Origin of the sequence: Saccharothrix sp. S26 (assembly GCF_021390395.1) — a bacterium.
GTDB lineage: Bacteria > Actinomycetota > Actinomycetes > Mycobacteriales > Pseudonocardiaceae > Actinosynnema.
This window is the reverse complement of record NZ_JAJUWT010000002.1, coordinates 352781-375447: the sequence shown is the minus strand read 5'-3', so window position 1 is coordinate 375447 and position 22667 is coordinate 352781. Positions and strand designations below refer to the sequence as shown.

Genomic DNA, 22667 nt, shown 5'->3' with positions numbered 1-22667 from the left:
CCAGGCTACCGCCAACCGGGGTCGAACAGCTCCGCCACGCGCACGGCCTGCCCGGTCTCCAGGCTCCGGTTCGCGGCGAACCCCGTGGCCAGCGACAACGCCCCGTCGCGGTGCGTGGCGCGGCGGCCGAGCGGGTCCGGTTGGCCGGGCGGCCCGTACAGCACCTCGGTCATCCGCGCGTCCGCGCCGCCGTGCCCGGCCCCGCCCGCCTCCAGCCCGACCTCGACGGCCCGCTCGAACAGGGGCTGCACGGTCAGCCGCACGTGCCCGGGTTCGGGGTTGGCCTCCTTGCCGTGCACGGCGGGCTGCTGGCCGCTGACCCAGCTGTTCTCCACCACCTCCAGCTCCAGCCGGCCGCGGCTGCCGTTGACCATCAGCCGGTAGCCCTCCCACGGCGAGTAGGCCGTCAGGTGGTAGGTCAGGTTCGCCCCGTTGGCGTAGCGGACCAGCACCGACATGTCGTCCTCAATGGACACGCCGGGCGCGAACGGGTTCTGGTCGCGGTGGTAGCCGTCGTGGTGCTCGGCGTCGAGGTAGAGCCGGCGCAGCCAGTCGTCGCGCTCGATGTGCAGCGCGAACGGGTCGTCCAGCGCCTGCGGGGAGCCGTGCACCCGGTCGTAGGGCCGGTGGTGGCCGTGGCGCTTGCCGTTCTCGTCGCCGTAGAAGAACAGCCGCCCCTGCGCGTAGACGACCTCCGGCGCCGCGTCGACCCACCAGTTGAGCAGGTCGAAGTGGTGGGTGGCCTTGTGCACCAGCAGGCCGCCGGAGCAGGCCTTCTCGCGGTGCCAGCGCCGGAAGTAGTCCGCTCCGTGACGGACGTCGAGCAGCCACTCGAAGTGCACCGAGCCGATCTCGCCGACCGCGCCGCCGGCCAGCAGCTCGCGGACCTTCTCGTGCACGGGGTTGTACCGGTAGTTGAACGTGACGGTGACGCGGCCGTCGGTGCGCCGCACCGCGTCGAAGACCTTGCCGACGCCCGTCGGGTCGACCGTCATCGGCTTCTCGGTCACCACGTCGCAACCCGCGTCCAGCGCCTCCACGATGTAGGTGTCGTGGTGGCGGTCGACCGTGCACACCACGACGACGTCGACCCGCTCGTCGGCGATCATCCGCAGGAAGTCCTCGGCGGCGTAGGTCGGCACCGGCCGGTCGAGGCGTTCGTTGTGCGCGGCCATGCGGGCGGGGTTGACGTCGCAGAACGCCACCAGCTCCCCCTGCTCCGCGTACCGGACGATCGCCTCGACGTGCAGCTCGGCGCGTGCGCCGGTGCCCACGACCGCGTAACGCCTGCGTGCCATGCGCGCCTCCTGGTAAGCGTTTTCCACCACGCTATCCCGCGCCGGCCGCACACCGTCAAGGGGCGATCCTCAGCCGTCGACCAACGACGCCAGGTGCCTGCGCAGCACGGCGCGCATGACGTCCGGCGTGGTGAGGTCGGGGTGCAGGACGCCGTTCACGGCGAGGCCGTCGAGGAGCGAGGTGAGCCGCTCGGTCTCCACCCCGGCATCCGGCACCCCGGACTCGGCCAGGACCTTGCCGACCAGCACGCGCATCCCCTCGTGCAACCGCCGTGCCGCCGGCCTCAGCGTCGACCGGGTGCGCGCGGCGGTGGTGAAGGCGAGCCAGATCTCCGACTCGTCGCGCCGGTCGGGGTCCAGCGGCAGCAGTTCGCCGAGCAGGTCCTCGACGGCCCGCACCCGCTCGTCGCGCGTCGTCGCCGACCGGGCCCGCGCGACGTGGGCGAGGACGCGCCGTTCGAGCCGGTCGGTGAGCTCCTCCAGCGCGAACCGGAGCAGCTCGTCGTGGTCGGCGAAGTAGTGCCGGACCGAGCCGATGGCGAGCCCGGCCTCGGCGGCGACGTTGCGCAGCGACGCCTGGTCGAGGCCGTGCCGGCGGACGACGCGGAACACGGCCTCGGCCACCTCGCGGCGACGGGCCTCGGGATCGACGACCTTGGGCACCGCCTCTTTCTAGCACATCCGTGCTAGGTTATTTAGCACAGGTATGCCATGAAACGAGGGGGGCGTCGTGCCGACTTGGGTGTTGATCGCCGTGGCGGTGGTCGCGGTGGTGGTGAAGCGGTTCTGCGGCGAGCGGGTGAACGCGCGCGACCTCGCCGGGCCGCCCGCGGTGCTGGTGGGGCTCGGGGTGTACGGGCTGGTGGACGTGCACCTGACCGCGGTCGACTGGGCGTGGCTGGTCGCGGGCTCGGCGGTCGGCCTGGGACTGGGCGTGGCGCGCGGCGCGACGGTCCGGGTCTTCACGCGCGACGGCGTGCCGTGGCAGCGGTACACACCGTGGACGCTGCTGGTGTGGGCCGGCTCGTTCGCCGTGAGCTTGGCGCTGGGCCTCGCCGCGTCCTCCGCCGGCACGCCCGCGGACGCCCGCCCGTTGACGCTGTCGATCGGGATCGGCCTGCTCGGCGAGGCGATCCCGATCGGCGTGCGCCTGCTGCGGTCCGCTCAGCAGGCCGGGAACAAACGGCGGGTGCTGTTCGGCTCGGTGTGGGCGGCGGGGTCGGTGAACCGGCAGCCGTAGTCCGGCGCGGCCACGGCGGCCGGGTCGTCCACCACGTCCGCGGCGGGCCGGCGGCCGGTGTCCGCCCACCGCACCAGGTCGTCCCAGGCCGCACCGACCTCGTTCGGGCTGAACTCGCAGTGGCCGACCGCGCGGATCGCCCGCTGCGCGAGCAGGTGGCCGCGGCCGTGGCGCTCGACGTCGCGCTCGTAGGCCTGCTCCATCGAGAACGGCACGAACAGGTCGCCCAGGCCGTGCAGCGACAGCACCGGCGCGGTCGGGCGGCCGGCGATGCGCGGCACCTCGGTCAACGTCGGCGTCACGCGGGCCTTCGGGTTCTCCGGCAGCACCCGCTGGACCACGCGGTTGACGTCGACCGGCGCGTTCGGCTCGTAGCGGGTCAGGACGTTGGTGGCGACCTGGCCGGGGTCGGCCGCCAGCCCTTCGCCGGCGGTCGGCACCGCGAGGCCGAACAGGAAGTCCTTCCAGTACGCGAGCGCGGGCGCGGCACCGGGGCGCGGGCCGCCGCTGCGGTTGGTCACGATCGCGGCGAACTGCGCGCCGCGCTCGTTCGGCGTGCCGGTCAGCCCGAGCTCGGCCTGGATGCGCGGCACCACCGCGGTCAGGTAGTCGGCGGGCGCGGGCCACGCGCGGATGCCGCTCAGCGCCTGCGCGGTGACGTTGTAGTCGAGGAAGAAGTCGACCAGCTCCTGGTCGCCCAGCACCCCGCACATCGGCAGGGCGGCCCGGTAGAAGCCGGGGAACTGCTCCAGCGACCGGCCGATGACGTGGCCGCCCATGGAGACGCCCGCGATGAACACCTCGCGCGGCCTGCCGACCAGCTCGCCGAAGTGCCGGGCCAGGGCGTGCGTGCTCAGGACGCCGGCCTTCACGTCGTAGCTGTTGGCGTAGTAGCTGGACGCGGCCCAGGCAAAGCCCTGGTCGAGCAGCTTCTGGCGCAGGCCGTAGGCGGGCGGGTCGACGGTGAGCACGGTGCTCGCGCCGCGGTAGCCGTGCGCCCACATGGCCAGGCGGCCGTTCCAGCGCGGCGGCACCTCGATGGTGTAGGCGGCGTGCTCGTGCACGCCCTGCAACACCCGTGACGGCTGCCCGCCGACCTGCGCGGGCGGCAACGGCGGGTTGTCGATGGTGTAGCCGGGCAGCGGCTGCTCGCCGGGCGGCGTCGAGGCCGCGGCCGGAGGAGCCAGCAGGACCAGGACGAGCGCCACGCCGAAGATCCGTCGCATGTCGCCCATTGTGCTCACCACCGCAGGTCGGCCACCAGCTCTTCGTGGGTCAACCGGTAGTTCAACGGATAGCTGACCCGCACCACGTCGTCCTCCTCGCGGGTCAGGCGCGCACCGGGGAAGACGCGGGCGACCAGGCGCAGCATCGGTTCGTTCTCGCCCAGGACGTCGCCGTGCAGCTCGGCGTAGCGCAGGTCGGTGGCCAGCCGCCCGAGGGCGTGCACGAGCTGGGTGCCCACACCCCGGCGCTGCCACGGGTCGACCACGGCGAGCGCGATCTCGGCGGTGTCGTCGCCCGTGGCGATCAGGCGGGCGATGCCTATGGGCGCGCGGTGGCACTCGGCGACGACGGCGACCTTGCGGCGGCCGTCGAGGTCGGTCAGCCGGCGGCGCATGGACGCGGTGAGGCGGGGCACCGGGGCGTGGAAGCGCAGGTAGCGGCTGTGCGCGGACAGGCCGTGGAACACGGTGTCGACGGCGTGGCCCGCCTCGGCGGCGTGCAGTTCGCGGACTCTCATGGCGGACGCCCCTTGGGTTCGGATTCCGAACCCTAGCTGGATCCGTTTTTCGAACGCAAGGGGTATCCTCGGACGGCATGGCCCACGTGAAGGTTGCCGACGAGCTGTGCACCGTGTCGCTGCCCGCCGCCCTGCTGGGCGAGCGGTGGACGTTGTTGCTGCTCCGGCAGGCGTTCCTGGGCACGCGGCGGTTCGAGGACTTCCAGACCTCCATGGACATCTCGCGCAGCGTGCTGACCGAGCGCCTGGGCACGCTCGTCGAGGAGGGCATCCTGCGCCGTGAGGCGTACAAGGACGTGCGGACGCGGTACGAGTACCGGCTGACCGAGAAGGGCCTGGACCTCTACCCGGTGCTGATGGCGCTGCGGAAGTGGGGCGACCGGTGGATGGCGCCGGAGGAGGGCCCGTCGTTCGGCCTGCACCACCGCACGTGCGGGGGCGACGTCGGCGTGCACGTGTCGTGCGAGGGGTGCGGCGCGGAGTTGACCGCGCGGGACGTCCGCGTCACGCCGCTGCGCGACGCACGGGCGTGACGCCAAGACCCGTTCCACGGCCGGGACGACGTGGTCGGCCGCCCGCACGTCCCTGGCGCTGAACGCGGAGACCCGCGTCGGCCAACCGGTCACCGCCGCGGCGAGCCACCGGGCGGCGCGCCGCGGCACGCCGATCGGCGGGGACAGCCGCGACCACCGGCGAACACCCGAGCCCCGAGGCAGGGCCGTCCGCACCACCCGTGCCAGTGACGCCCGCACCGGTCAACGGCACGAAAAAGCGTCACCAATCGTGTGCGTTACCGTGGCGGATCATCTCGTTCCGGTGATTTCACCGTTCTACCGGACAAGGGCTCGACACTCCATTCGGGCATTGCCGACCCGGAAAGGCGACTCCTATATTCGGTCGAGCTCGGCACGATAAACCGAGCATTCCCCCGACGAGGAGAAAAACCCATGATGAAGTCGGCAAAGGCGCTGGCGGTGACGGCACTGGGTCTCGCGCTCGCGTTCGGCCCGACGGTCGCCGCCTCCGCGGCGCCCGCCACGCCGGACACCGCGACCACCGCCTCGGCGAGCCCGCGGTCCGAGTACCTGGGTGGCGTGAACCTCTGGGAGTTCTGCCGGAAGCTGGGTCACCGCGACGTCACCAACGAGGCTCCGCACACCGTCTACACCTGGTACTGCGTCCGCGAGGACGACAGCCTCGAGGACATCAACATGTACGCCGCCTGTCAGTGGCAGCACAACAAGCAATGGGCCAAGCCCGCCTTCTGGGACCAGGACGACGAGTACAGCTGGTACTGCTACCTCGACTGATCGGGGCCCATTCTCAGTGGGCGGCGGCATCCCAGGAACGGCCGACGCCCACTGAGACGTCCAACTCCACCGACAATGCGTACGCGCCGCCCATCTGCGCGCGGACCAACGCCTCCACCTGTTCCCGCTCGCCCTCGGCGATTTCCAGCACGAGTTCGTCGTGCACCTGCAACAGCATCCGCGACCGCAGTCCCGATTCCCGCAGCGCCCGGAACACGCCGAGCATCGCGACCTTGATGATGTCCGCCGCGCTGCCCTGGATCGGCGCGTTCAACGCCATCCGCTCGGCCATCTCCCGACGCTGCCGGTTGTCGCTGGTCAGGTCGGGCAGGTAACGCCGACGGCCCAGGATGGTCTCGGTGTAGCCCTTCTTCCGCGCGTCCTCCACCACGGCGTGCAGGTAGTCGCGCACGCCGCCGAACCGGGCGAAGTACGCCTCCTTCTGCTCGCGCGCCTCCGCCGCCGAGATCCGCAACTGCTGCGCCAGCCCGTACTCCGACAGCCCGTAGGCCAGCCCGTACGACATGGCCTTCACCCGGCGGCGCTGCTCGGCGGTGACCTCCGAGGTCGGCACCGAGAACGCGCGGGACGCCACGAACGTGTGCAGGTCCTCCCCGCTGCGGAACGCCTCGATCAGGCCCTCGTCCTCGGACAGGTGCGCCATGATCCGCATCTCGATTTGGCTGTAGTCCGCGGTCATCAGCTCGGCGTAGCCCGGCCCGACCACGAACGCCTCGCGGATCCGCCTGCCCTCGTCGGTGCGGATGGGGATGTTCTGCAGGTTCGGGTCGGTGGAGGACAACCGCCCGGTCGCCGCGATCGTCTGGTGGAACGTGGTGTGGATGCGGCCGTCGTCGGCCACCGACTTGAGCAGCCCGTCGACGGTCGACTTGAGCCTGGTGACGTCCCGGTGCGCGAGCAGGTGCTGGAGGAACGGGTGCTGGGTGGCCTCGAACAGGTTCTGCAACGCGTCCGCGTCGGTCGTGTACCCGGTCTTGGTCTTCTTCGTCTTCGGCATCTGGAGCTCGTCGAACAGCACGGTCTGGAGCTGCTTGGGCGAGCCGAGGTTGATCTCCTTGCCGATCACCGAGTACGCGTCCTGCGCGGCCTGCTTCACGCCCGCCGCGAAGTGCGCCTCCAGCGCCGCGAGGTGCTCGGCGTCGATCGCGATGCCGACCGCCTCCACCTCGTCGAGCACCATCATCAGCGGCAGCTCCAGCTCCGCCAGCAGCGTCTCCTGGCCGGTGGCGACCAGCTCGGCGTCCAGCGCGTCGGCCAGCTCGGCCACCGCGAACGCCCGCACGATCGCCGCCTGCGCGGTCTTCTGCCGCTCCTCTTCCTCGTCGGCCAGCAGGGACAGCTGGCCGTCGTCGGGCTCCTCGGCCCGCAGCTCGCGCTTGAGGTAGCGCAGCGCCAGGTCGTCCAGCGCGAACGACCGCTGGCCGGGCCGCACCAGGTAGGCGGCCAGCGCAGTGTCGCTGGTCACCCCGCGCAGCGCCCAGCCGCGTGCCCGCAACGCCCGCAGCGGCAGCTTCAGGTCGTGCGCGGCCTTGGGCCTCGACTCGTCGGCCAGCCACGCGGCCAGCGCGTTCTCGTCGGCCTCGGTCAGCGCCGCGACCTCGACGTACCCGCCCTCGCCGCCGACCGCGGCCAGCGCCAGGCCCTCCAGGTCGCCGCCCGAGGCGCGGAACGCGAGGCCGACCCGGCCCGAGCGCGCGTGCGCGTCCAGCCACGCCGCCAGCTCGCCCGCGGGCACCGCGCCGCCGCTGACCGTGAAGCCCTCCTCGGCCTCCGGCTCGGCGGTGGACAGGGTGGAGAACAGCCGGTCCCGCAGCACCCGGAACTCCAGCTCGTCGAACAGCCGGTGCACGGCGTCGCGGTCCCACGGCCTGGCCTCCAGCTCGGCCGGGCCCACGGGCAGCTCCACGTCCCGCACCAGCTCGGTGAGCTGCCGGTTCAGCATGATGTTGGCCAGGTTGGCGCGCAGCGCCTCGCCGACCTTGCCCGGCACCTCGTCGATGTGGTCGATCAGGCCGTTGAGCGAGCCGAACTGGGTGAGCAGCTTCACGATCGTCTTCGGGCCGACGCCGGGGGTGTTGGGCAGGTTGTCCGACGAGTCGCCGCGCACCGCCGCGTAGTCGGCGTACAGCTCCGGCGGCACGCCCTGCTTCTCCAGCACCAGCTCGGGGGTGTAGCGGGCCAGCTCGGAGACGCCCTTGACCGGGTACAGCACCGTCACCTTGTCCGTGACCAGCTGCAACGCGTCGCGGTCGCCGGTGCAGATGAGCACCTCGAAGCCCAGCTCGGTGGCCTGGGTGGTGAGCGTGGCGATCAGGTCGTCGGCCTCGTAGTTGGCCTTGGACAGCACCGGGATGTTCAGCGTGCCCAGCACGTCCTCGATCAGGCTCACCTGGCCGCGGAACTCGTCCGGCGTCTCGCTGCGACCGGCCTTGTACTCGGCGTAGGCCTCGGTGCGGAACGTCTTGCGCGAGACGTCGAACGCCACCGCCACGTGCGTCGGCTTCTCGTCGCGCAGCAGGTTGATGAGCATCGACGTGAAGCCGTAGACCGCGTTGGTGGTCTGGCCCGTGCCCGTCTGGAAGTTCTCCTTGGGCAGCGCGAAGAAGGCGCGGTAGGCCATGGAGTGACCGTCGACCAGCAGCAGGCGGGAGGCTTCTGAAGTGCTCACGCGGCGAGTCTAGGGTGGGGGTCCGACAGTTCTGCACCGACTGGAGCAACCCGTGACGCCAGCACCCGAGGACATCCCCGGCGCCGACCAGGACGTCGCCCACGAGCAGCTGACCTCGAAGCTCGGCATCGAGATCACCCGATGGGATGCCGACCGGCTCGTGGGGACGATGCCGGTGAAGGGCAACCGCCAGCCGTACGGGCTGCTGCACGGCGGCGCGAACGCGGTGCTGGCCGAGACGCTGGGCTCGGTCGCGGCGGCCATGCACGCGGCGCCGGACCGGCTGGCCGTGGGTTTGGAGCTGTCGTGCACCCACCACCGGGGCGTCACCGAAGGCGTCGTCACGGGCGTGTGCACGCCGATCCACCGGGGCCGCAGCACCGCCACCTACGAGATCGTCATCACCGACGACCAGGGTCGGCGCGCCTGCACGGCCCGGCTGACGTGCTTCCTGAAAGATGCCCCGAAGGTGTGAAGGTGCGGTTCGGCCGCCAGGGGTGTGCAATTCAGGGTGACGCGGTGAGTCGGAGGTGGGCGTGCGGCGCGTGGTGGCGGTGATGGCCGTGGTGCTGGCGGCGGCCGGGTGCGGTGGCACCCCGGTGGTCGCGGGACCGGAGACGACGGCGACCTCGGCGGCGACCTACCCGGTGCCCCCGCAGACCGTGCGGCCGGACGAGAAGCCGCTGAAGATCCCCACCACCTCGGACGGCGACACGGCGTTCACGCTGCTCGGGCTCACCGCCGAGATGCCGACGCTGATCGGCAGCCACGCCGAGTTCCACGCCAAGGGCCAGTTCGTCCGGATCCGGCTGAGCGTGATCAACAACGGCCGCAGCAGCGTGTCGTTCGCCGCCCGCCGGCACGTGCTGGTCGACGACCAGCAGGTCGAGCACGAGGTGGACACGCAGGCCATGACCATCAAGCGGCAGCCGGAGACGATCGACCTGGGCGCGAACGTGCGCCTGGAGTACGACGTCTACTACGACCTGCCCAAGGAGGCCAAGCCGCTGGCCCTGCGCGTGTACGGCGGGCCGACGCTGACCGACCTGAAGGACGAGTCGAGCACGGAGATCCCGCTGGCCCAGCCGTAGCCGGGCCGGCGGGACCCCCGCACGCTCAGTGACCGCCGAGGTACGCCGCGCGCACCTGGGGGTCGTCCAGCAGCTCCGGCCCGGGCGCGCTCTTCACGACCCGGCCGGTCTCCAGCACGTACGCGCGGTGCGACAGCTTGAGCGCCTGCTGCGCGTTCTGCTCGACCAGCAGCACGGTCGTGCCGCGCTCGTTGATCGTCTTGATGATCTCGAAGATCTGCGCGATGAGCTTGGGCGCGAGGCCCATCGACGGCTCGTCCAGCAGGAGCACCTTCGGCTTGGTCATCAACGCCCGGCCGATGGCGATCATCTGCTGCTCGCCGCCGGACATCGTGCCGCCGAACTGGTTCTTGCGCTCCGCCAGCCGCGGGAACAGCTCGTAGACCTCGGCCAGGTCGGCGTCGAGCGAGTCCTTGCGGGTGTAGGCGCCCATCAGCAGGTTCTCCTGCACCGTCATGCCGGGGAACACGCCGCGGCCTTCCGGTGACTGGCCGATGCCCGCGATGACCCGCTTGTGGCCGGGCATCTTGGAGATGTCCTCGCCGTCGAACAGCACCTGGCCGCTGGTCATCGGCCGCAGCCCGGAGATCGTCTTCAGCGTGGTCGTCTTGCCCGCGCCGTTGGCGCCGATGAGCGAGACGATCTCACCGTCCTCCACGTGCAGGCTGATGCCCTTGATCGCGGCGATCTTGCCGTAGTGGACGTGCATGTCCTTGACCTCAAGAAGCATCTTCGGACACCCCCAGGTACGCCTCGATGACCTTCGGGTTGTTCTGCACCTCTTGCGGCAGCCCTTCTGCGATCAACTGGCCGAAGTCCAGCACCGCGACGCGGTCGCTGACGCCCATGACCAGGCTCATGTCGTGCTCGATCAGCAGCACCGTCCGGCCGCTGTCGCGGATCTTGCGGATCAGCGCCTGCAGCGATTCCTTCTCGGCCGGGTTCATGCCGGCCGCGGGCTCGTCCAGCAGCAGCAGCTTCGGGTCCGTGGCCAGCGCGCGGGCGATCTCGAGCCGCCGCTGGTCGCCGTAGGGCAGGTTCTTCGCGGTCTCGCTCATCCGGCCGGGGATGCCGACGAAGTCGAGCAGCTCCCGGGCCAGCTCGCGGCCGCGCTTCTCCTCCTTGCGGTGCCAGGGCAGGTTGAGCGTCGCGCCGATCGCACCGGTCTTGTGGTGCGCGTCCGCGCCCACCATCACGTTCTCCAGCGCCGACATGTTGTGGAACAGCCGGATGTTCTGGAACGTGCGGGCGATGCCCCGCTTGGTGATCTTGAACCGCTTGGTGCCGTCGATCCGCTCGCCGTTGAACAGCACCTGGCCCTCGGAGGGCTGGTACACGCCGGTGACCACGTTGAACACCGTGGTCTTGCCCGCGCCGTTGGGGCCGATCAGGGCGAAGATCTCCCCCGCGGCGATGCTGAGCTTCGCCTCGCGCAGGGCGACCACGCCGCCGAAGCGCATGGTCACGTTGTCCAGCTGAAGGGCGGGAGTGCTCACTTGGCCGCCTCCGTCGTCGAGACATCGGTGTCCGGACCCGCGACCTCGGCGCCCATGGTGCCCATGCCGCCGGTGCCCTCGTGCAGCTCGGCCTTGCGCCTGCGGGAGGGCAGCAGGCCCTCCGGCCGCAGGGCCATCATCAGCACCAGCACGCCGCCGAACAGCAGGATGCGGTACTCGGCCGGGTCCTTGCCCAGCGCGTCCTTCAGCCAGCCGACCTCGCGGAACCGCTCGGGCAGCCAGGCGATGACGAACGCGCCCAGCATGACGCCGGGCAGGTTGCCCGAGCCACCGAGCACGACCGCGGCGAGGATGGTCGCGGACAGGATGAACGGGAACGTGTTCGGCTCGATGAACACGGCCTTGCCCGCGTAGATGCCGCCGGCCAGACCGCCGATCATGGCGCCGATGGCGAACGCGAGCAGCTTGAACTTGAACGTCGGCACGCCCATCAGCTCGGCCGCGTCCTCGTCCTCGCGGATCGCCGCCCACGCGCGGCCGACCCGGCTCTTCTGCAACCGCACCGAGAAGATGATCACCAGCACGATGGCGATCAGCATCAGGTAGTAGTACGGCGCGGGCAGCACGCCGAACTCCACGCCGATCGACGGCATGTCGGTCGGGTGCGGCACGTTGGTGATGCCGCGCGCGCCGCCGATCTCGTCGCTGTTGTTCGCGGTGATGCGGACGATCTCACCGAAGCCGAGCGTCACGATCGCCAGGTAGTCGCCGCGCAGGCGCAGCGTCGGCGCGCCGAGGATGACGCCCGACACGGCGGCCAGCGCGATGCCGAACACGACGGTGGCCCAGTAGTTCCAGCCGTACTGGGTGCCGAAGTAGGCCACCGAGTAGCCGCCGATCGCGAAGAACGCGACGAAGCCGAGGTCGAGCAGGCCGGCCTGGCCGACCACCACGTTCAACCCGATGGCCAGCAGGATGTAGGTGCCGATCGGGTAGATCAGCACCGTGGTCCAGTCCGACCCGGGCGACATGAACTCGCCGATCACCGGCGCGGGCAGGATCAGCGCGAACACGATCGCGCCCAGGTACACCAGGTACCGCTGCCACACCTTGGCGTGTTCCCACCACTCGCGGGCGCCGTCGAACAGGGCGCCCACGCGCCTCAACGGGTTCGCGTTGCCAGTCACTCCGTTGCCTTTCATGCGCGGGCCTTCTGCAGGGATTCGCCGAGGATGCCGGTGGGGCGGAACATCAGCACGACCACCAGCACGGTGAACGCGATCACGTCCTTCCACTGCGATCCCAGGAAGATCGCGCCCCAGTTCTCGATGAGGCCGAGCACGATTCCGCCGAGCAGCGCGCCGCGCAGGTTGCCGATCCCGCCGAGCACGGCGGCGGTGAACGCCTTGATGCCGAGCACGAAACCGACGTTGAAGACGGTGTTCTCGAACTCCATGAGGTACAGCGCGCCCGCGACACCCGCCATCGCGCCACCGAGCAGGAACGTCACCCGCACGATGTTGTCGATGCTGACGCCCATCAGCACGGCGGCCTCGGGGTCCTGGGCCGTGGCGCGGATGCCGCGACCGATCTTGGTCTTGTTCACCAGGCGGTCCAGCGCGATCATCATGATGACCGCGGCGACCACCACGATGATGTGGTCGGTGCGGACGGCCGCGTTGCCGATGGTGAACACCGTGTCCCGGTCGACGATGCGCGCCGCGGACTGCTGGTTGCGGCCCGGCTTGCCGGTCAGCCAGGGGATGATCACGAGCGCGAACAGCTCTTGCAGGAACAGCGAGGCGCCGATCGCGGAGATCAGCGCGGTGAGCCGGGTGGCGCCTTTTCTGCGCAGCGGCCGGTAGGCCACGAGCTCCAGCAGCATCGCGGCGCCGCCGGAGATCGCCGCGGACGCCACGATGATCAACAGCATCACGCCGAACAGCGCGATCCCGGTCAGCGGCGACGCGGGCGCGATGGCCGTGATCACCACGAGCGACGTGAACGTGCCGATCATGAAGATCTCGGAATGCGCGAAGTTGATCAGACGCAGCACGCCGTAGACCATCGTGTAGCCGAGGGCGACGAGCGCGTAGATGGAGCCGAACACCAGCCCGCCCACCGTACTGGGCAGGAACTGGTTGAGGAAATCATCAAGCATGACAGGTTTGCCTCACGAGACGGGCGGGGAGAGAAACTTCGCCATAATGGTGGGGAGCGGGAGCTGTCGTTCCCACGACACTCCCGCTCCCCAGCGCGCCAGCTTGCTTACCTGATCCGTCCGGATCAGCCCTCGAGCTTCGCTTCCTCCGCGGCACCCAGCAGCTTCACCTTGCCGTTGACGACCTGGTAGATGAAGATCGCGTTGTTCTCGGGCTCGCCGTTCGCCTTGAACTTGATCGGCTTGGAGACGCCTTCGAAGCTGACGGTCTTCAGGAACTCGTTGATCTTCTCGCCGGTGGTGTTGCCGGCCTCGACGGCCTTGATGAACGCGGTCGCGGCGTCGTAGCCCTCGGTCGCGTAGATCGCCGGGTCGACGTTGGCGCTCTTCTTGTAGTTGTCGAAGAACGTCTTCAGCGCGCCGGTCACGTCGGGCGTCGGGATGTTGCACGGGCAGGCCAGGACGGCGCCCTCGGCCGCCTCGGGGCCCGCGCCGGTGACGAGCTGCTGGTCGAGCGAGCCGTCACCGGAGGCGAACGTGGTCTTCACGCCACCGTCGCGCAGCTGCTTGAGCAGCCGGCCGGCCTGCGCGTAGTAACCGCCGAAGACGATCACGTCGGGGTTCGCCGCGGCGACCTTCGTGACCGTGGACGAGTAGTCGGACGCGTCCTTGGCGAACTTGTCGCGCTCGACGGTCACGTTCGCCTTCTCGAAGGACTGGGCGACGGCGTCGGCCAGGCCGACGCTGTACTCCTGGTCGTCGGACAGGACGAACGCCTTCTTCGGGCTCTTCGCCTTCACCAGAAAGTCGACGATGCCGGGGCCCTGGTCGGCGTCGTTGGCGACGACGCGGTGCCAGTAGGTCCAGCCGTTCTCCGCGAGACCGGGGTTCGTGGCCGACGCCGAGACGCTGGGGATCTTGCTCTCCTCCAGCTGCTGGCCGATGGCCTTGGACTCACCGGAGAAGGCCGGGCCGATGAGGGCCGCGATCTTGTCCTGGGTGATGGCCTTCGTGATCAACGAGGTGGCCTGGTCGGCCTTGCCCTGGCTGTCGTACTGCACCAGCTCGATCTTGACCTTCGGGTTCTTGGCGTTGTACTCCTCGACCGCCATCACGGCCCCGTTCCGGGGCGGGATCACGATCGCCGCGTTCTCACCGGTGAGGTCACCCATGAACCCGATCTTGACCGAGGTGACGTCGCCACCCGCGTCGCCACTGCCGCCGCCTCCAGCGCAAGCCGCGAGCACCAGCGACGAAGCCGCCGCCAGCGCCAGAACTCGGCCGAGTCGTGCTCCTGACACCGGAATACCTCCCATGACACCAACCATCCCGCCGGTAGGCGGAGCCCTCACACGAGGGCGTGGGTTAGGGCAGGAACGTAGCTTCAGATGAAGTCGGTGAACAGGTGGTCTTACTGCTCTGTGTCCACATCGTGACGGTAGTCACCGGAAAATGGTCCAACGTTAACAAGCTTAAATCCAGCTCAAATCGCCGCAGGTCACAAGGTCAATGCGAACAGTAACCAAGAATGACCTCCAGCCACCGTCCGATACTCGAACGGGTATCACTGCCGGGGATACTCACCCGAAGTTTTCGATGACGGCTTCGGCCACGGCCTTCATGGTCGTGCGCCGATCCATCGCCGTGCGCTGCACCCAGCGGAATGCCTCGGGCTCCGACAGGCCCTGCTTGGTCATCAGCAGCCCCTTGGCGCGTTCGACGACCTTGCGCGTCTCCAGCCGCTCGGTGAGCCCGGCGACCTCGTTCTCCAGCGCCTGAAGCTCGGCGAACCGGCTCATCGCCAGCTCGATCGCGGGCACCAGGTCGCGCTTGGCGAACGGCTTCACCAGGTACGCCATCGCACCGGCGTCGCGCGCGCGCTCCACGAGGTCGCGCTGGCTGAACGCGGTGAGGATCACGACCGGGGCGATGCGCTTGCCCGCGATCACCGACGCGGCCTCGATGCCGTCGACCTTGGGCATCTTCACGTCCATGATGACCAGGTCGGGGCGCAGCTCGGTGGCCAGCGTGACCGCTTCGTCGCCGTCGGCGGCCTGCCCGGCCACCTCGTACCCCTCTTCGCGCAGCATCTCGACCAGGTCGAGGCGGATGAGAGCTTCGTCCTCGGCCACGAGCACGCGCCGGGGCGCGACCTCGGGCTGGGCCTCGGCAGCCTGATGGGTCACCGGGGTCCTCCTGACACTTCGACGGCGGCTCGACGCGGTCGCGTCGGACGAAACCGCAGTCTACCGGCGTGCGCCGCCCGGTCCGCGCGGTTGGGCCGTGATCACGGCCACCGGCGCCGACTTCGTCGGATCGGACGGCCCGGCTCCGCCGAACGCCGAGGGTGAACGCCTCCCCGGGCAGGTGTCACCCGCCCGGGGAGACTCGGCTCACCCCGTCATCGGACCGCCTGCGGCGGCTCCCACCACCCCGTGACGCCGCGCGGCCACTGCATCGCGGCCAGCGCGGGCTCGTGCTCGGGGTCGGGTCCCTCGACCTCCCGGAGGTACAGGTCGTACCACCCGGTGGACAGGCCGAGGCCGCCGCCGGCGCTGGGCGTCTCCGCGGCGCCGGGCAGGCCGAACACGGGGTGCAGCAGGCGGTCGGCGACGTTCGGCACGCCCAGGCTCGCGGGCCACTCGACCCACCACCGGTCGCCCTGCGCCAGCGCCCGCACCCACGGCGCGGCGCTGAACAGGTGGTACCTCCGCAGCACCGCGCTGCCCACGCCCGTCGGGTACGGCGTCTCGGCCAGATGGTCGCGCTCGACCGCGGTGAGCGGGCCGTCGATGAACGTCCCGCCCAGGTCGCGCCCCTCCAGCAGGTTGCGCACGTACTTCATCCCGTCGGCCCACGCCCGCTCGTCCACGCCCGCGAGGTGCACCGCCGCGTCCAGCCCGACCAGCCGCAGCTCCACCGACCGCGGGTGGTGGGTGACGCGCAGCCCCGGCACGCCCGCCACCCACGACTCGTCGTGGCGCGGCAGCAGCTCGTACAGCAGCGGGCCGAGGGCGTGCTCGGTGAGGTGCACGCGCGGGCGTTCGCCCGGCTCCATGGCGCGGAACGCGTGCGCCGGCCGCAACATGCTGGCGGGCGGGCGCAGTTGCAGGTGCCCGCCCGCGTCCAGGCCCGCGCGCAGCAGCACGCACTCCAGCGCGCGTTGGTCGTCGCCCTCGGCGTCGGGCAGGAACAGGCCGCGCACGTCGGCCTTGCCGCGCAGGGCGTCGACCACGCGTTCACGCCGGTCGTCGGGCAGGTCGTGCAGCACCGCCTTCACCGCGGGCACGGCCTGGGTGAGGTTCTCGCCGGTGTAGCTCCGGCGGAGGTCGACCAGTTGCTCGGTCAACGACGATCGCGCCATGGCAGTCCTCGCTCCCGCCGCCCGGCTCGGCGCAGACAAGGACGCGTCACGCGTCGGTCGATGGTCTTCGGTGGTACTCCATGAGCAGGGGTGCCCCCACCCCGCGGCGGATCGCGCCACCCGGGTGCCGGGGGGTGGCTCCAGCCTCACGTCTGCTCACGCACGCCGCTTCCGAAGATAGCGCACCGTTGCCCGGGAGGCGTCGCGTCCCTAGCGTCTGGCTCATGGTGAGCGGGGCGGAGCGGTTGCTGGGTGTGCTGGCCGCGCACGGCGTCGAGGTCGTGTTCGGGTTGCCCGGCGTGCACAACCTGCCCGTGTGGGAGGCGCTGCGCACCTCCGGCATCCGGCTGGTCGGCGTCCGGCACGAGCAGACGGCGGTCTACGCGGCCGACGGCTACGCCCGCGCCACCGGCCGGCTGGGCGTGGCGCTGGTGACGACCGGGCCCGGCGCGGCGAACTGCCTGGGCGCGACCGGCGAGGCGTACGCGTCGGGGTCGCCGGTGCTGGTGATCGCCACCGACATCCCGTCCACGCTGCGCCGCCCCGGCGAGTACCGGGGCACGCTGCACGAGACGCGCGACCAGCGGGCGATGTTCCTGCCGGTGGTGAAGGGCGGCTGGACGCTGCGGGCGGCCGAGTCGATCGGCGTCTACGCCGACAGCGCCGCGCTGCTGGCCGCCACCGCGCCGCAGGGACCGGTGTACCTGGGCGTGCCGACCGACTTCCTCACCGCGGACGCCGGCGTGTGGAACCGCATCCCGACCCGCGCGCCGTCCGTGCCCGACGTGACGCCGGGGGTGGAGCTGGTGTCCGCCGCCGAACGGCCGCTGATCTGGGCGGGCGGCGGGGCCGCGCGGTCCGGCGCGGGTGCGGCGGTGGGCGAGTTGGCCGCGCGGATCGGCGCGCCGATCGTCACCACCTACGGCGGGCGCGGCCTGGTCGACCACCCTCACGTGGTGCACGGGCCCGTGCACCTGCCGGAGGTCGGCGCGCTGTGGGACGAGGCGGACCTCGTGATCGGGGTGGGCAGCGACTTCGACGGGATGATGACCCAGAACTGGCGGCAACCCGCGCCGCCGCGGCTGCTGAACGTCAACGTGGAGGCGATCCGCAACTACCGGCCCGACGTGACGCTGCGCGGTGACGCGCGGGGGGTGGTGTCGGCGTTGGCCGCCGCCGTGCCCGCGCGGCCCGACGGTGGCGTGGCGGAGCGGGTCGCCGAGCTGAACGGCCTGGTGCGCAAGGCGGTGGAGGCCGACGAGCCGCGGGCCGTGCCGCTGCTGGAGGCGCTGGAGGGCCACCGGGTGGTGGCCGACATGTGCGTGGCCGGGTACTGGGTCGGCGGGTTCGGGCGGATCACCCGACCGCGCGCGCTGGCCTACCCGGTGGGGTGGGGCACGCTCGGCTTCGGGTTCCCCGCCGCCCTGGGCGCGGCCGTGACCGGGCGGGTGGTGGCGGTGTGCGGCGACGGCGGGTTCCTGTTCGCGGTGGGCGACCTCGCCACGGCCGCGCAGGAGCGGTTGCCGGTGACCGTGGTGCTGGTGGACGACGGCGGGTACGGGATGCTGCGGCACGACCAGGTGCGGGCCGGGCACGAGCCGTTCGGGGTGGACCTGCGGTCGCCGGACTTCGTGGCGCTGGCGGGCAGCTTCGGCGTCGAGGCGTCCGTTGTGGACGGTTTCGGCGCGCGGTTCCGCGCCCGGCTGGACGAGTACGCGGCGCGGTCGGGCCCGAACGTGCTCGTGGTGCGCGGTGAGGCGTTGAAGCCACCGGTGACCACGTCCCCGCGCTGGTACCGCCGCGAGGTGTCGTAGGGTATCGAACATGAGTTCGAATGAACGCGTGTGGCCCACGCCCGCCGCGCACGACGAGCTGCGGCTGCTGACCGAGTTCCTGACGTTCCTGCGCCTGACCGCCGTGTCCAAGGTGGAGGGACTGAGCTGGGAGGACGCCTCGGCGACGCCGATCCCGACCTCGCCGGTGGTGAGCGCGCTGGGCGTGCTGCGCCACCTCACGGCGGTCGAGCGCTGGTGGCTGTCGATCGAGGCGGGCGGCGTGGACCTGCCGTCGCTGTGGGGCGAGGACGCGGACGCGTCGTGGCGGCTGCACGAGGGCGACACGGTCGAGTCGGTCATCGCCGAGTACCGCGCCGAGTGGGCGCGCTCGGCGGCGGCGCTCGAGGGCCTGGGCCCGGATGACAAGACCCGCGGCGACCACGACGGCAAGGGCCGCACGGTCCGCTGGGTGCTGGCCCACCTGGTGCAGGAGACCGGGCGGCACGTCGGCCACCTGGACTTCCTGCGCGAGCTGGCGGACGGCGAGAAGGGCGAATGACCGGCCCCGCCTGGTGAACCCGACCGGGCGACCGTTGACGGCGAGCGGATCTGCCTGGGGCCCCTCGCGGCGCGTGGTCGGGTGTCGTCCCGAGGGCCCGTCGGGCGGGGCATGACGCTTGTGGGTGAACGGGCGTGCGGCGGTCGGTCGCGGCTGTTTGGATCAGCGTCCATGCGCCACCTGGTAGCGGTGCTCGCCGCGCTCGTGCTGTCCGTGTCCGCCGTGCCCGCCTCCGCCGCCCCGTCGGCTCCCCCGCGCACCGAGGTCGACTTCACCGGGACCGTGTCGTTGAGCGGCTGCTCGGGCGCGGTGGTCCGGCCGCCGTCCTACCAGCTCTCCGACCCGGCGCTGGTGATGACCAACGGGCACTGCGTGCGGTTCATGGAGCCCGATGAGGTCATGGTGGACGTGCCGTCGGACCGCAAGTTCACGCTGATCGCGGCGGACGGCGCGGGCAACCTCGGCACCCTGCGCGCGTCGGCGCTGGTCTACGCCACGATGTCGCGCACCGACCTCGCGCTGTACCGGCTCGGCACCACCTACGGCGAGGTGGAGGCGATGGGCGGCCGGGCGTTGGAGCTGTCGCCGGAACGCCCCGGCGACGGCATCGGGATCCGGGTGGTGTCGGGCTACTGGCGGCACATCTACCAGTGCGAGGTCGACGGTTACGTGCACGAGCTGCGCGAGGGCCGGTGGACCTGGAAGGGCTCGATGCGCTACACCGAGGCGTGCCGCACCAAGGGCGGCACGTCCGGCTCGCCCGTCGTGGACGCGACCACCGGCAAGGTGGTCGCGATCAACAACACCGGCAACGAGGACGGCGAGCGGTGCACGGACAACAACCCGTGCGAGGTCGACGAGCAGGGCAACGTGACCGTGCGCCGGGGCATCGGGTACGGCCAGCAGACCCACCTGGCGGTGGCGTGCCTGACCGGGCGCGGCCGGGTGGACCTGACCGCGCCCGGCTGCGGGCTGCCGCGTCCGGCCGGGAGCTAGAACCGCTCGGTCGACAGCGCCGCCACCGCGGCCATCGGGTCGCCCAGGTGGTAGTGGTCCACGGCCAGGTAGGTCGGGGTCTTGCGGGCGGCGGGCTCGCAGAACCGGCGGGCCCGGTCGGCGAGCTTGCCGTTGTCGGTGGTCGCGGTGGCGGTGACCGGGACGTCGCGGAAGTGGTTCATCACGAACAGCGGCCGGAAGCCCGGCTCGGTGCGGGTCAGCGGCGTGCTCCAGCGGCTGTGGCAGGACCAGTCGGACGCGCCCAGGCCGGGGCCCATGGACCAGTGGTTCTCCACCGTCCACTCCGGCTGGTACATCACGCCGAAGCTGTCGCGCGGCACCGCGTCGCCCGACCGGCCGTGGTCGGTGAAGATCAGCAGGCGGTCGTTCGCGGCGCGCAGGGCGTCCAGCGTCGGCCAGCCGTGGGTCCGCACGCCGGCCCGGTCCGGGCGGAACAGGACGTCCTCCAGGCCGGTGACGCGGCCCAGCTCGGCGCGCAGCAGCTCGGCGGGCGCGTAGTCCTCCAGGAAGATCGTGACGAACTCGCCCGGGTTGCGGCCCAGGAAGTCCACGATCCGCTGCACGTCCACCCACAGCGCGACCGGGCGGCTGACCCACGTGCAGCTGTTGTGGCACAGGATCGCGCCGTCCGGCGTCTGGTGCACGTCCAGCTGGAAACCGCGCACGCCGTCGCGGAGCTGCTGCTCGATGCCGCGGGCCTGGTTGGGCGCGAGGTTGACCAGCGGCGGGGCGAAGCCGCCGTCCACGCCGTTGGCGTAGGCATTGTGGGCGGTGAGGAAGGTGACCTGGTCCAGCCGCCGCTGCCCCTCCGGCGGGACGGGCGTGCGGCGCGGTGACACCGGGGTGAGGTACCACAGGTCGGCCCCCGTGCCGATGCGCACCTGGTCCGTGCCGGAGGCGATCAGGTAGCGGTCCGAGCCGGGGACCTTGAGCCGGTGGCGGTCGCCGTCGGGCAGCACGTCCCACTGGGCGTCGGCGCTGCCGCACGCCACCATCACCGCCTGGTCGCCGCTGCGGCCCAGGCACTGCGCGCCCTCGCGCAGCGTGCGGCCGGACAGGGTCCACTGCTGGTGGTCCTCGTCGCCCTTGGGCCTGCGCTGGAGCACGGAGGTGCCCGAGACGCCGGCGTTGAGGCCGGTGGTGGCGCTCTGCACGTAGTAGAGGCCGTCGGCGGGCGCGGCCTGGGCGGTGAGCGGTGTCGTCAGGGCCGCGACGAGCGCGGCGATCAGGGCCGGTCGGGTGGCGCGCATCAAGATGTCCTCTCGAAGGCTCCGCGGCGGCGGGCAGTCCACAGGGTAAACGCGAAATCCCTTCACGTCAGCCCGTCCTACGCTGGTGCCATGACCGAACCGTGGGGTGACCCCGACAAGATCCGCCGCATCCTCGCCGAGGGCGCGACCTGGGCCGTGGTGGGGCTGGCCGACCACCCGCAGCGCGCCGCCTACGGCGTGGCGAAGTTCCTCCAGCAGCGCGGCAAGCGCATCGTGCCCGTGCACCCCGACGCGCCCACCGTGCACGGCGAGCAGGGCTACGCGTCGCTGGCCGACATCCCGTTCCCGGTCGACGTGGTCGACGTGTTCCGCCGGTCCGAGGCGGCGGGCCGGTTCGCCGACGAGGCCGTGGAGATCGGCGCGAAGGCGGTGTGGTTCCAGCTCGACGTGATCGACGAGGCCGCCTACGAGCGGGCCACGGCGGCGGGGCTGGACGTGGTCATGGACCGCTGCCCCGCCATCGAGTGGTCCGCGCACGGGCCGCGCTGATCAGCGCCGGGCCGCCGGGAAACCGTGCGCGCGGGCGGCCACGACCACGACCAGTGCGGGCACGAGGAGCGCCAGCGCGCTCCACGGCAACGAACCCGCGCCGAGCCGGTCGAGCAGCAGGCCGCCCGCGACACCCCCGCCCGCCATGGCCGCGTTCCACAACGTGACCAGCAGGGCCTGCGCGTTGTCCGCGGCCTCGCCGCCCGCGTCACCGGCCGCCGTGGTCAGCAGGGTCGGCACGCCGCCGAACGCCAGGCCCCACAGCGCCACGGCCACGTGGACCAGGGGCGTGAGGGCCAACGCGGTCACCGCGACCGCGAACAGCACGGCGGCGGCGATCATGAGCACGCGCAGGCGGCGGTCGATGTGCGCGCCGACGACCCAGATGCCCGCCACCGACGCCACGCCGAACACGAGCAGCACCGCGTCGACCCGGTCGGCCAGGCCCAGCCGCGCCAGGTAGGCCGCGATGTAGGTGTAGAGGATCGTGTGCGCGAGCACGAACACCAGCGTCACGACCATCACCGACGCCACACCGGGCAGCGCGAGCGTCCGCCGGACCGGGATGCGACCGCCGCGCGGCTGACCGGGCCGGTCCGGCACGACCGCCGCGGTCCAGGCGAGCAGCACGACCGCCAGCGCCGTCATCGCCCAGAACGACGCGCGCCAGCCCAGCGCGCCGCCGAGGAACGTGCCCGCGGGCACGCCGAGCGACAGCGCGACCGGGATGCCGGCCATGACCAGCGCGGTGGCCTTGCCGCGCAGGTGGTCGGGCGCGACCCGGCGGGCGTACCCGGCCAGCAGCGCCCACACCACCCCCGCGGCCACGCCGGCGACGAACCGGGCCACGAGCGTGAGCGGGAAGTGCGCGGACACGGCGGTGACGGTGTTGGCCAGGGCGAACCCGGCCACCCCGGTCAGCAGCAAGCGCTTGCGCGGCCAGGTGGACGTCACGGCGGACAGCGGGATCGCCGCCGTGACCGTGCCGAGCGCGTAGACGGTGACGAGTTGGCCGGTCGTGGACTCGCTCACGCCCAGGCCCGCGCTCATGCCGCGCAGCACGCCGGCGGGCAGGGCCTCGGTGAGGACGGTGGTGAACGCGGCCGTGGCCAACGCGAGCAGCGGTCGCAGGGGCAGCTTGTCCGCGCTCGGCGCGGTGTCGGTGCGAGGTGCGGTGATGCGCATGCCCCGCATGGTCGAAC

Annotated in this window: 23 protein-coding genes; 9 read left to right on the top strand and 14 right to left on the bottom strand. The window is 71.6% G+C overall.

From position 1 onward, the window contains the following. Positions 1-5: 5 nt before the first annotated feature. Positions 6-1298 (bottom strand): Gfo/Idh/MocA family protein, encoded by a 1293-nt coding sequence (locus LZG04_RS04250; RefSeq protein ID WP_233813286.1) that lies wholly within the window; start codon positions 1296-1298, stop codon positions 6-8. Positions 1299-1367: 69 nt separating this feature from the next. Further along, the gene (locus LZG04_RS04245) at positions 1368-1961 is read right to left on the bottom strand and encodes a TetR/AcrR family transcriptional regulator (protein ID WP_233813284.1); all 594 of its coding nucleotides are present in this window, start codon (positions 1959-1961) and stop codon (positions 1368-1370) included. Between the two features lie 67 nt (positions 1962-2028). Between LZG04_RS04245 and LZG04_RS04240 the strand changes: the two genes are divergently transcribed. Then, positions 2029-2538, top strand: coding sequence for a DUF1453 domain-containing protein (locus LZG04_RS04240; RefSeq protein WP_233813282.1), 510 nt, complete (start codon positions 2029-2031; stop codon positions 2536-2538). Here LZG04_RS04240 and LZG04_RS04235 read toward each other — a convergent pair. Together LZG04_RS04235 and LZG04_RS04230 are read right to left on the bottom strand one after the other, a co-directional pair. Further along, a complete protein-coding gene (locus LZG04_RS04235) occupies positions 2463-3764 on the bottom strand; it encodes a hypothetical protein (RefSeq protein WP_233813280.1) in 1302 nt (433 codons plus the stop codon). The genes LZG04_RS04240 and LZG04_RS04235 overlap by 76 nt on opposite strands. A 14-nt stretch (positions 3765-3778) precedes the next feature. After that, a complete protein-coding gene (locus LZG04_RS04230; protein ID WP_233813278.1) occupies positions 3779-4282 on the bottom strand; it encodes a GNAT family N-acetyltransferase in 504 nt (167 codons plus the stop codon). Positions 4283-4359: 77 nt separating this feature from the next. Here LZG04_RS04230 and LZG04_RS04225 point away from each other — a divergent pair, with 77 nt between their 5' ends. Together LZG04_RS04225 and LZG04_RS04220 are read left to right on the top strand one after the other, a co-directional pair. After that, the gene (locus LZG04_RS04225; RefSeq protein ID WP_233813276.1) at positions 4360-4815 is read left to right on the top strand and encodes a helix-turn-helix domain-containing protein; all 456 of its coding nucleotides are present in this window, start codon (positions 4360-4362) and stop codon (positions 4813-4815) included. Between the two features lie 414 nt (positions 4816-5229). Beyond that, on the top strand, positions 5230-5592 hold the full coding sequence (locus LZG04_RS04220; protein ID WP_233813274.1) for a hypothetical protein: 363 nt from the start codon (positions 5230-5232) through the stop codon (positions 5590-5592). Between the two features lie 13 nt (positions 5593-5605). Here LZG04_RS04220 and polA read toward each other — a convergent pair whose 3' ends face one another. Beyond that, the gene (polA, locus tag LZG04_RS04215; RefSeq protein WP_308198940.1) at positions 5606-8281 is read right to left on the bottom strand and encodes a DNA polymerase I; all 2676 of its coding nucleotides are present in this window, start codon (positions 8279-8281) and stop codon (positions 5606-5608) included. Between the two features lie 52 nt (positions 8282-8333). On the opposite strand from polA, the gene LZG04_RS04210 reads away from it, so the two are divergent. Both LZG04_RS04210 and LZG04_RS04205 read left to right on the top strand, forming a co-directional pair. Next, positions 8334-8756 (top strand): hotdog fold thioesterase, encoded by a 423-nt coding sequence (locus LZG04_RS04210; protein WP_233813272.1) that lies wholly within the window; start codon positions 8334-8336, stop codon positions 8754-8756. A 61-nt stretch (positions 8757-8817) separates the two neighbouring features. After that, on the top strand, positions 8818-9372 hold the full coding sequence (locus tag LZG04_RS04205) for a DUF4352 domain-containing protein (RefSeq protein WP_233813270.1): 555 nt from the start codon (positions 8818-8820) through the stop codon (positions 9370-9372). A gap of 25 nt (positions 9373-9397) precedes the next feature. On the opposite strand, the gene LZG04_RS04200 is transcribed toward LZG04_RS04205, so the two are convergent. The 7 genes from LZG04_RS04200 to LZG04_RS04170 form a co-directional block, all read right to left on the bottom strand. After that, positions 9398-10102 (bottom strand): ABC transporter ATP-binding protein, encoded by a 705-nt coding sequence (locus LZG04_RS04200; protein ID WP_233813267.1) that lies wholly within the window; start codon positions 10100-10102, stop codon positions 9398-9400. Then, positions 10092-10832, bottom strand: coding sequence for an ABC transporter ATP-binding protein (locus tag LZG04_RS04195; protein ID WP_233813525.1), 741 nt, complete (start codon positions 10830-10832; stop codon positions 10092-10094). The genes LZG04_RS04200 and LZG04_RS04195 overlap by 11 nt, the downstream gene beginning before the upstream one ends. Before the next feature lie 32 nt (positions 10833-10864). Then, positions 10865-12031, bottom strand: a complete 1167-nt coding sequence (locus tag LZG04_RS04190; RefSeq protein ID WP_267934867.1) for a branched-chain amino acid ABC transporter permease — start codon at positions 12029-12031, stop codon at positions 10865-10867. Beyond that, on the bottom strand, positions 12028-12990 hold the full coding sequence (locus tag LZG04_RS04185) for a branched-chain amino acid ABC transporter permease (protein ID WP_233813264.1): 963 nt from the start codon (positions 12988-12990) through the stop codon (positions 12028-12030). The genes LZG04_RS04190 and LZG04_RS04185 overlap by 4 nt, the downstream gene beginning before the upstream one ends. A gap of 125 nt (positions 12991-13115) precedes the next feature. Next, positions 13116-14291 (bottom strand): branched-chain amino acid ABC transporter substrate-binding protein, encoded by a 1176-nt coding sequence (locus LZG04_RS04180; protein WP_233813262.1) that lies wholly within the window; start codon positions 14289-14291, stop codon positions 13116-13118. 279 nt (positions 14292-14570) lie between these two features. Continuing rightward, complete coding sequence (locus LZG04_RS04175; RefSeq protein WP_053718528.1) at positions 14571-15176, bottom strand: ANTAR domain-containing response regulator; 606 nt, start codon at positions 15174-15176, stop codon at positions 14571-14573. Positions 15177-15391: 215 nt separating this feature from the next. Next, positions 15392-16354 (bottom strand): hypothetical protein, encoded by a 963-nt coding sequence (locus LZG04_RS04170; RefSeq protein ID WP_233813260.1) that lies wholly within the window; start codon positions 16352-16354, stop codon positions 15392-15394. Positions 16355-16578: 224 nt separating this feature from the next. Between LZG04_RS04170 and LZG04_RS04165 the strand changes: the two genes are divergently transcribed. The 3 genes from LZG04_RS04165 (at position 16579) to LZG04_RS04155 (ending at position 19684) form a co-directional block, all read left to right on the top strand. Further along, positions 16579-18168 carry a thiamine pyrophosphate-binding protein gene (locus LZG04_RS04165; protein ID WP_233813258.1) on the top strand — a complete coding sequence of 530 codons (1590 nt, stop codon included), beginning with the start codon at positions 16579-16581 and terminating at the stop codon, positions 18166-18168. Positions 18169-18178: 10 nt separating this feature from the next. Next, positions 18179-18688, top strand: a complete 510-nt coding sequence (locus LZG04_RS04160) for a DinB family protein (protein WP_233813256.1) — start codon at positions 18179-18181, stop codon at positions 18686-18688. Between the two features lie 171 nt (positions 18689-18859). Further along, entirely contained in the window at positions 18860-19684 is an 825-nt protein-coding gene (locus LZG04_RS04155) for a serine protease (protein WP_233813254.1), read from the top strand. Here LZG04_RS04155 and LZG04_RS04150 read toward each other — a convergent pair. Continuing rightward, complete coding sequence (locus tag LZG04_RS04150) at positions 19681-20955, bottom strand: PI-PLC domain-containing protein (RefSeq protein WP_233813252.1); 1275 nt, start codon at positions 20953-20955, stop codon at positions 19681-19683. The two genes, LZG04_RS04155 and LZG04_RS04150, sit on opposite strands and share 4 nt — an antisense overlap. A 90-nt stretch (positions 20956-21045) precedes the next feature. Between LZG04_RS04150 and LZG04_RS04145 the strand changes: the two genes are divergently transcribed. After that, a complete protein-coding gene (locus tag LZG04_RS04145) occupies positions 21046-21465 on the top strand; it encodes a CoA-binding protein (protein ID WP_233813250.1) in 420 nt (139 codons plus the stop codon). Here LZG04_RS04145 and LZG04_RS04140 read toward each other — a convergent pair whose 3' ends face one another. Then, the gene (locus LZG04_RS04140; protein WP_233813248.1) at positions 21466-22650 is read right to left on the bottom strand and encodes an MFS transporter; all 1185 of its coding nucleotides are present in this window, start codon (positions 22648-22650) and stop codon (positions 21466-21468) included. It lies immediately after the preceding gene. Positions 22651-22667: the final 17 nt, after the last annotated feature.

Excerpts from the sequence above, each read along its gene's own strand:
- LZG04_RS04250 (WP_233813286.1), bottom strand. The coding sequence starts at position 1,298 with ATGGCACGCAGGCGTTACGCGGTCGTGGGCACCGGCGCACGCGCCGAG.
- LZG04_RS04235 (WP_233813280.1), bottom strand. The coding sequence starts at position 3,764 with ATGCGACGGATCTTCGGCGTGGCGCTCGTCCTGGTCCTGCTGGCTCCT.
- LZG04_RS04230 (WP_233813278.1), bottom strand. The coding sequence starts at position 4,282 with ATGAGAGTCCGCGAACTGCACGCCGCCGAGGCGGGCCACGCCGTCGAC.
- LZG04_RS04225 (WP_233813276.1), top strand. The coding sequence starts at position 4,360 with ATGGCCCACGTGAAGGTTGCCGACGAGCTGTGCACCGTGTCGCTGCCC.
- LZG04_RS04220 (WP_233813274.1), top strand. The coding sequence starts at position 5,230 with ATGATGAAGTCGGCAAAGGCGCTGGCGGTGACGGCACTGGGTCTCGCG.
- LZG04_RS04200 (WP_233813267.1), bottom strand. The coding sequence starts at position 10,102 with ATGCTTCTTGAGGTCAAGGACATGCACGTCCACTACGGCAAGATCGCC.
- LZG04_RS04195 (WP_233813525.1), bottom strand. The coding sequence starts at position 10,832 with ATGCGCTTCGGCGGCGTGGTCGCCCTGCGCGAGGCGAAGCTCAGCATC.
- LZG04_RS04190 (WP_267934867.1), bottom strand. The coding sequence starts at position 12,031 with ATGAAAGGCAACGGAGTGACTGGCAACGCGAACCCGTTGAGGCGCGTG.
- LZG04_RS04185 (WP_233813264.1), bottom strand. The coding sequence starts at position 12,990 with ATGCTTGATGATTTCCTCAACCAGTTCCTGCCCAGTACGGTGGGCGGG.
- LZG04_RS04170 (WP_233813260.1), bottom strand. The coding sequence starts at position 16,354 with ATGGCGCGATCGTCGTTGACCGAGCAACTGGTCGACCTCCGCCGGAGC.
- LZG04_RS04165 (WP_233813258.1), top strand. The coding sequence starts at position 16,579 with ATGGTGAGCGGGGCGGAGCGGTTGCTGGGTGTGCTGGCCGCGCACGGC.
- LZG04_RS04160 (WP_233813256.1), top strand. The coding sequence starts at position 18,179 with ATGAGTTCGAATGAACGCGTGTGGCCCACGCCCGCCGCGCACGACGAG.
- LZG04_RS04155 (WP_233813254.1), top strand. The coding sequence starts at position 18,860 with ATGCGCCACCTGGTAGCGGTGCTCGCCGCGCTCGTGCTGTCCGTGTCC.
- LZG04_RS04150 (WP_233813252.1), bottom strand. The coding sequence starts at position 20,955 with ATGCGCGCCACCCGACCGGCCCTGATCGCCGCGCTCGTCGCGGCCCTG.
- LZG04_RS04145 (WP_233813250.1), top strand. The coding sequence starts at position 21,046 with ATGACCGAACCGTGGGGTGACCCCGACAAGATCCGCCGCATCCTCGCC.
- LZG04_RS04140 (WP_233813248.1), bottom strand. The coding sequence starts at position 22,650 with ATGCGCATCACCGCACCTCGCACCGACACCGCGCCGAGCGCGGACAAG.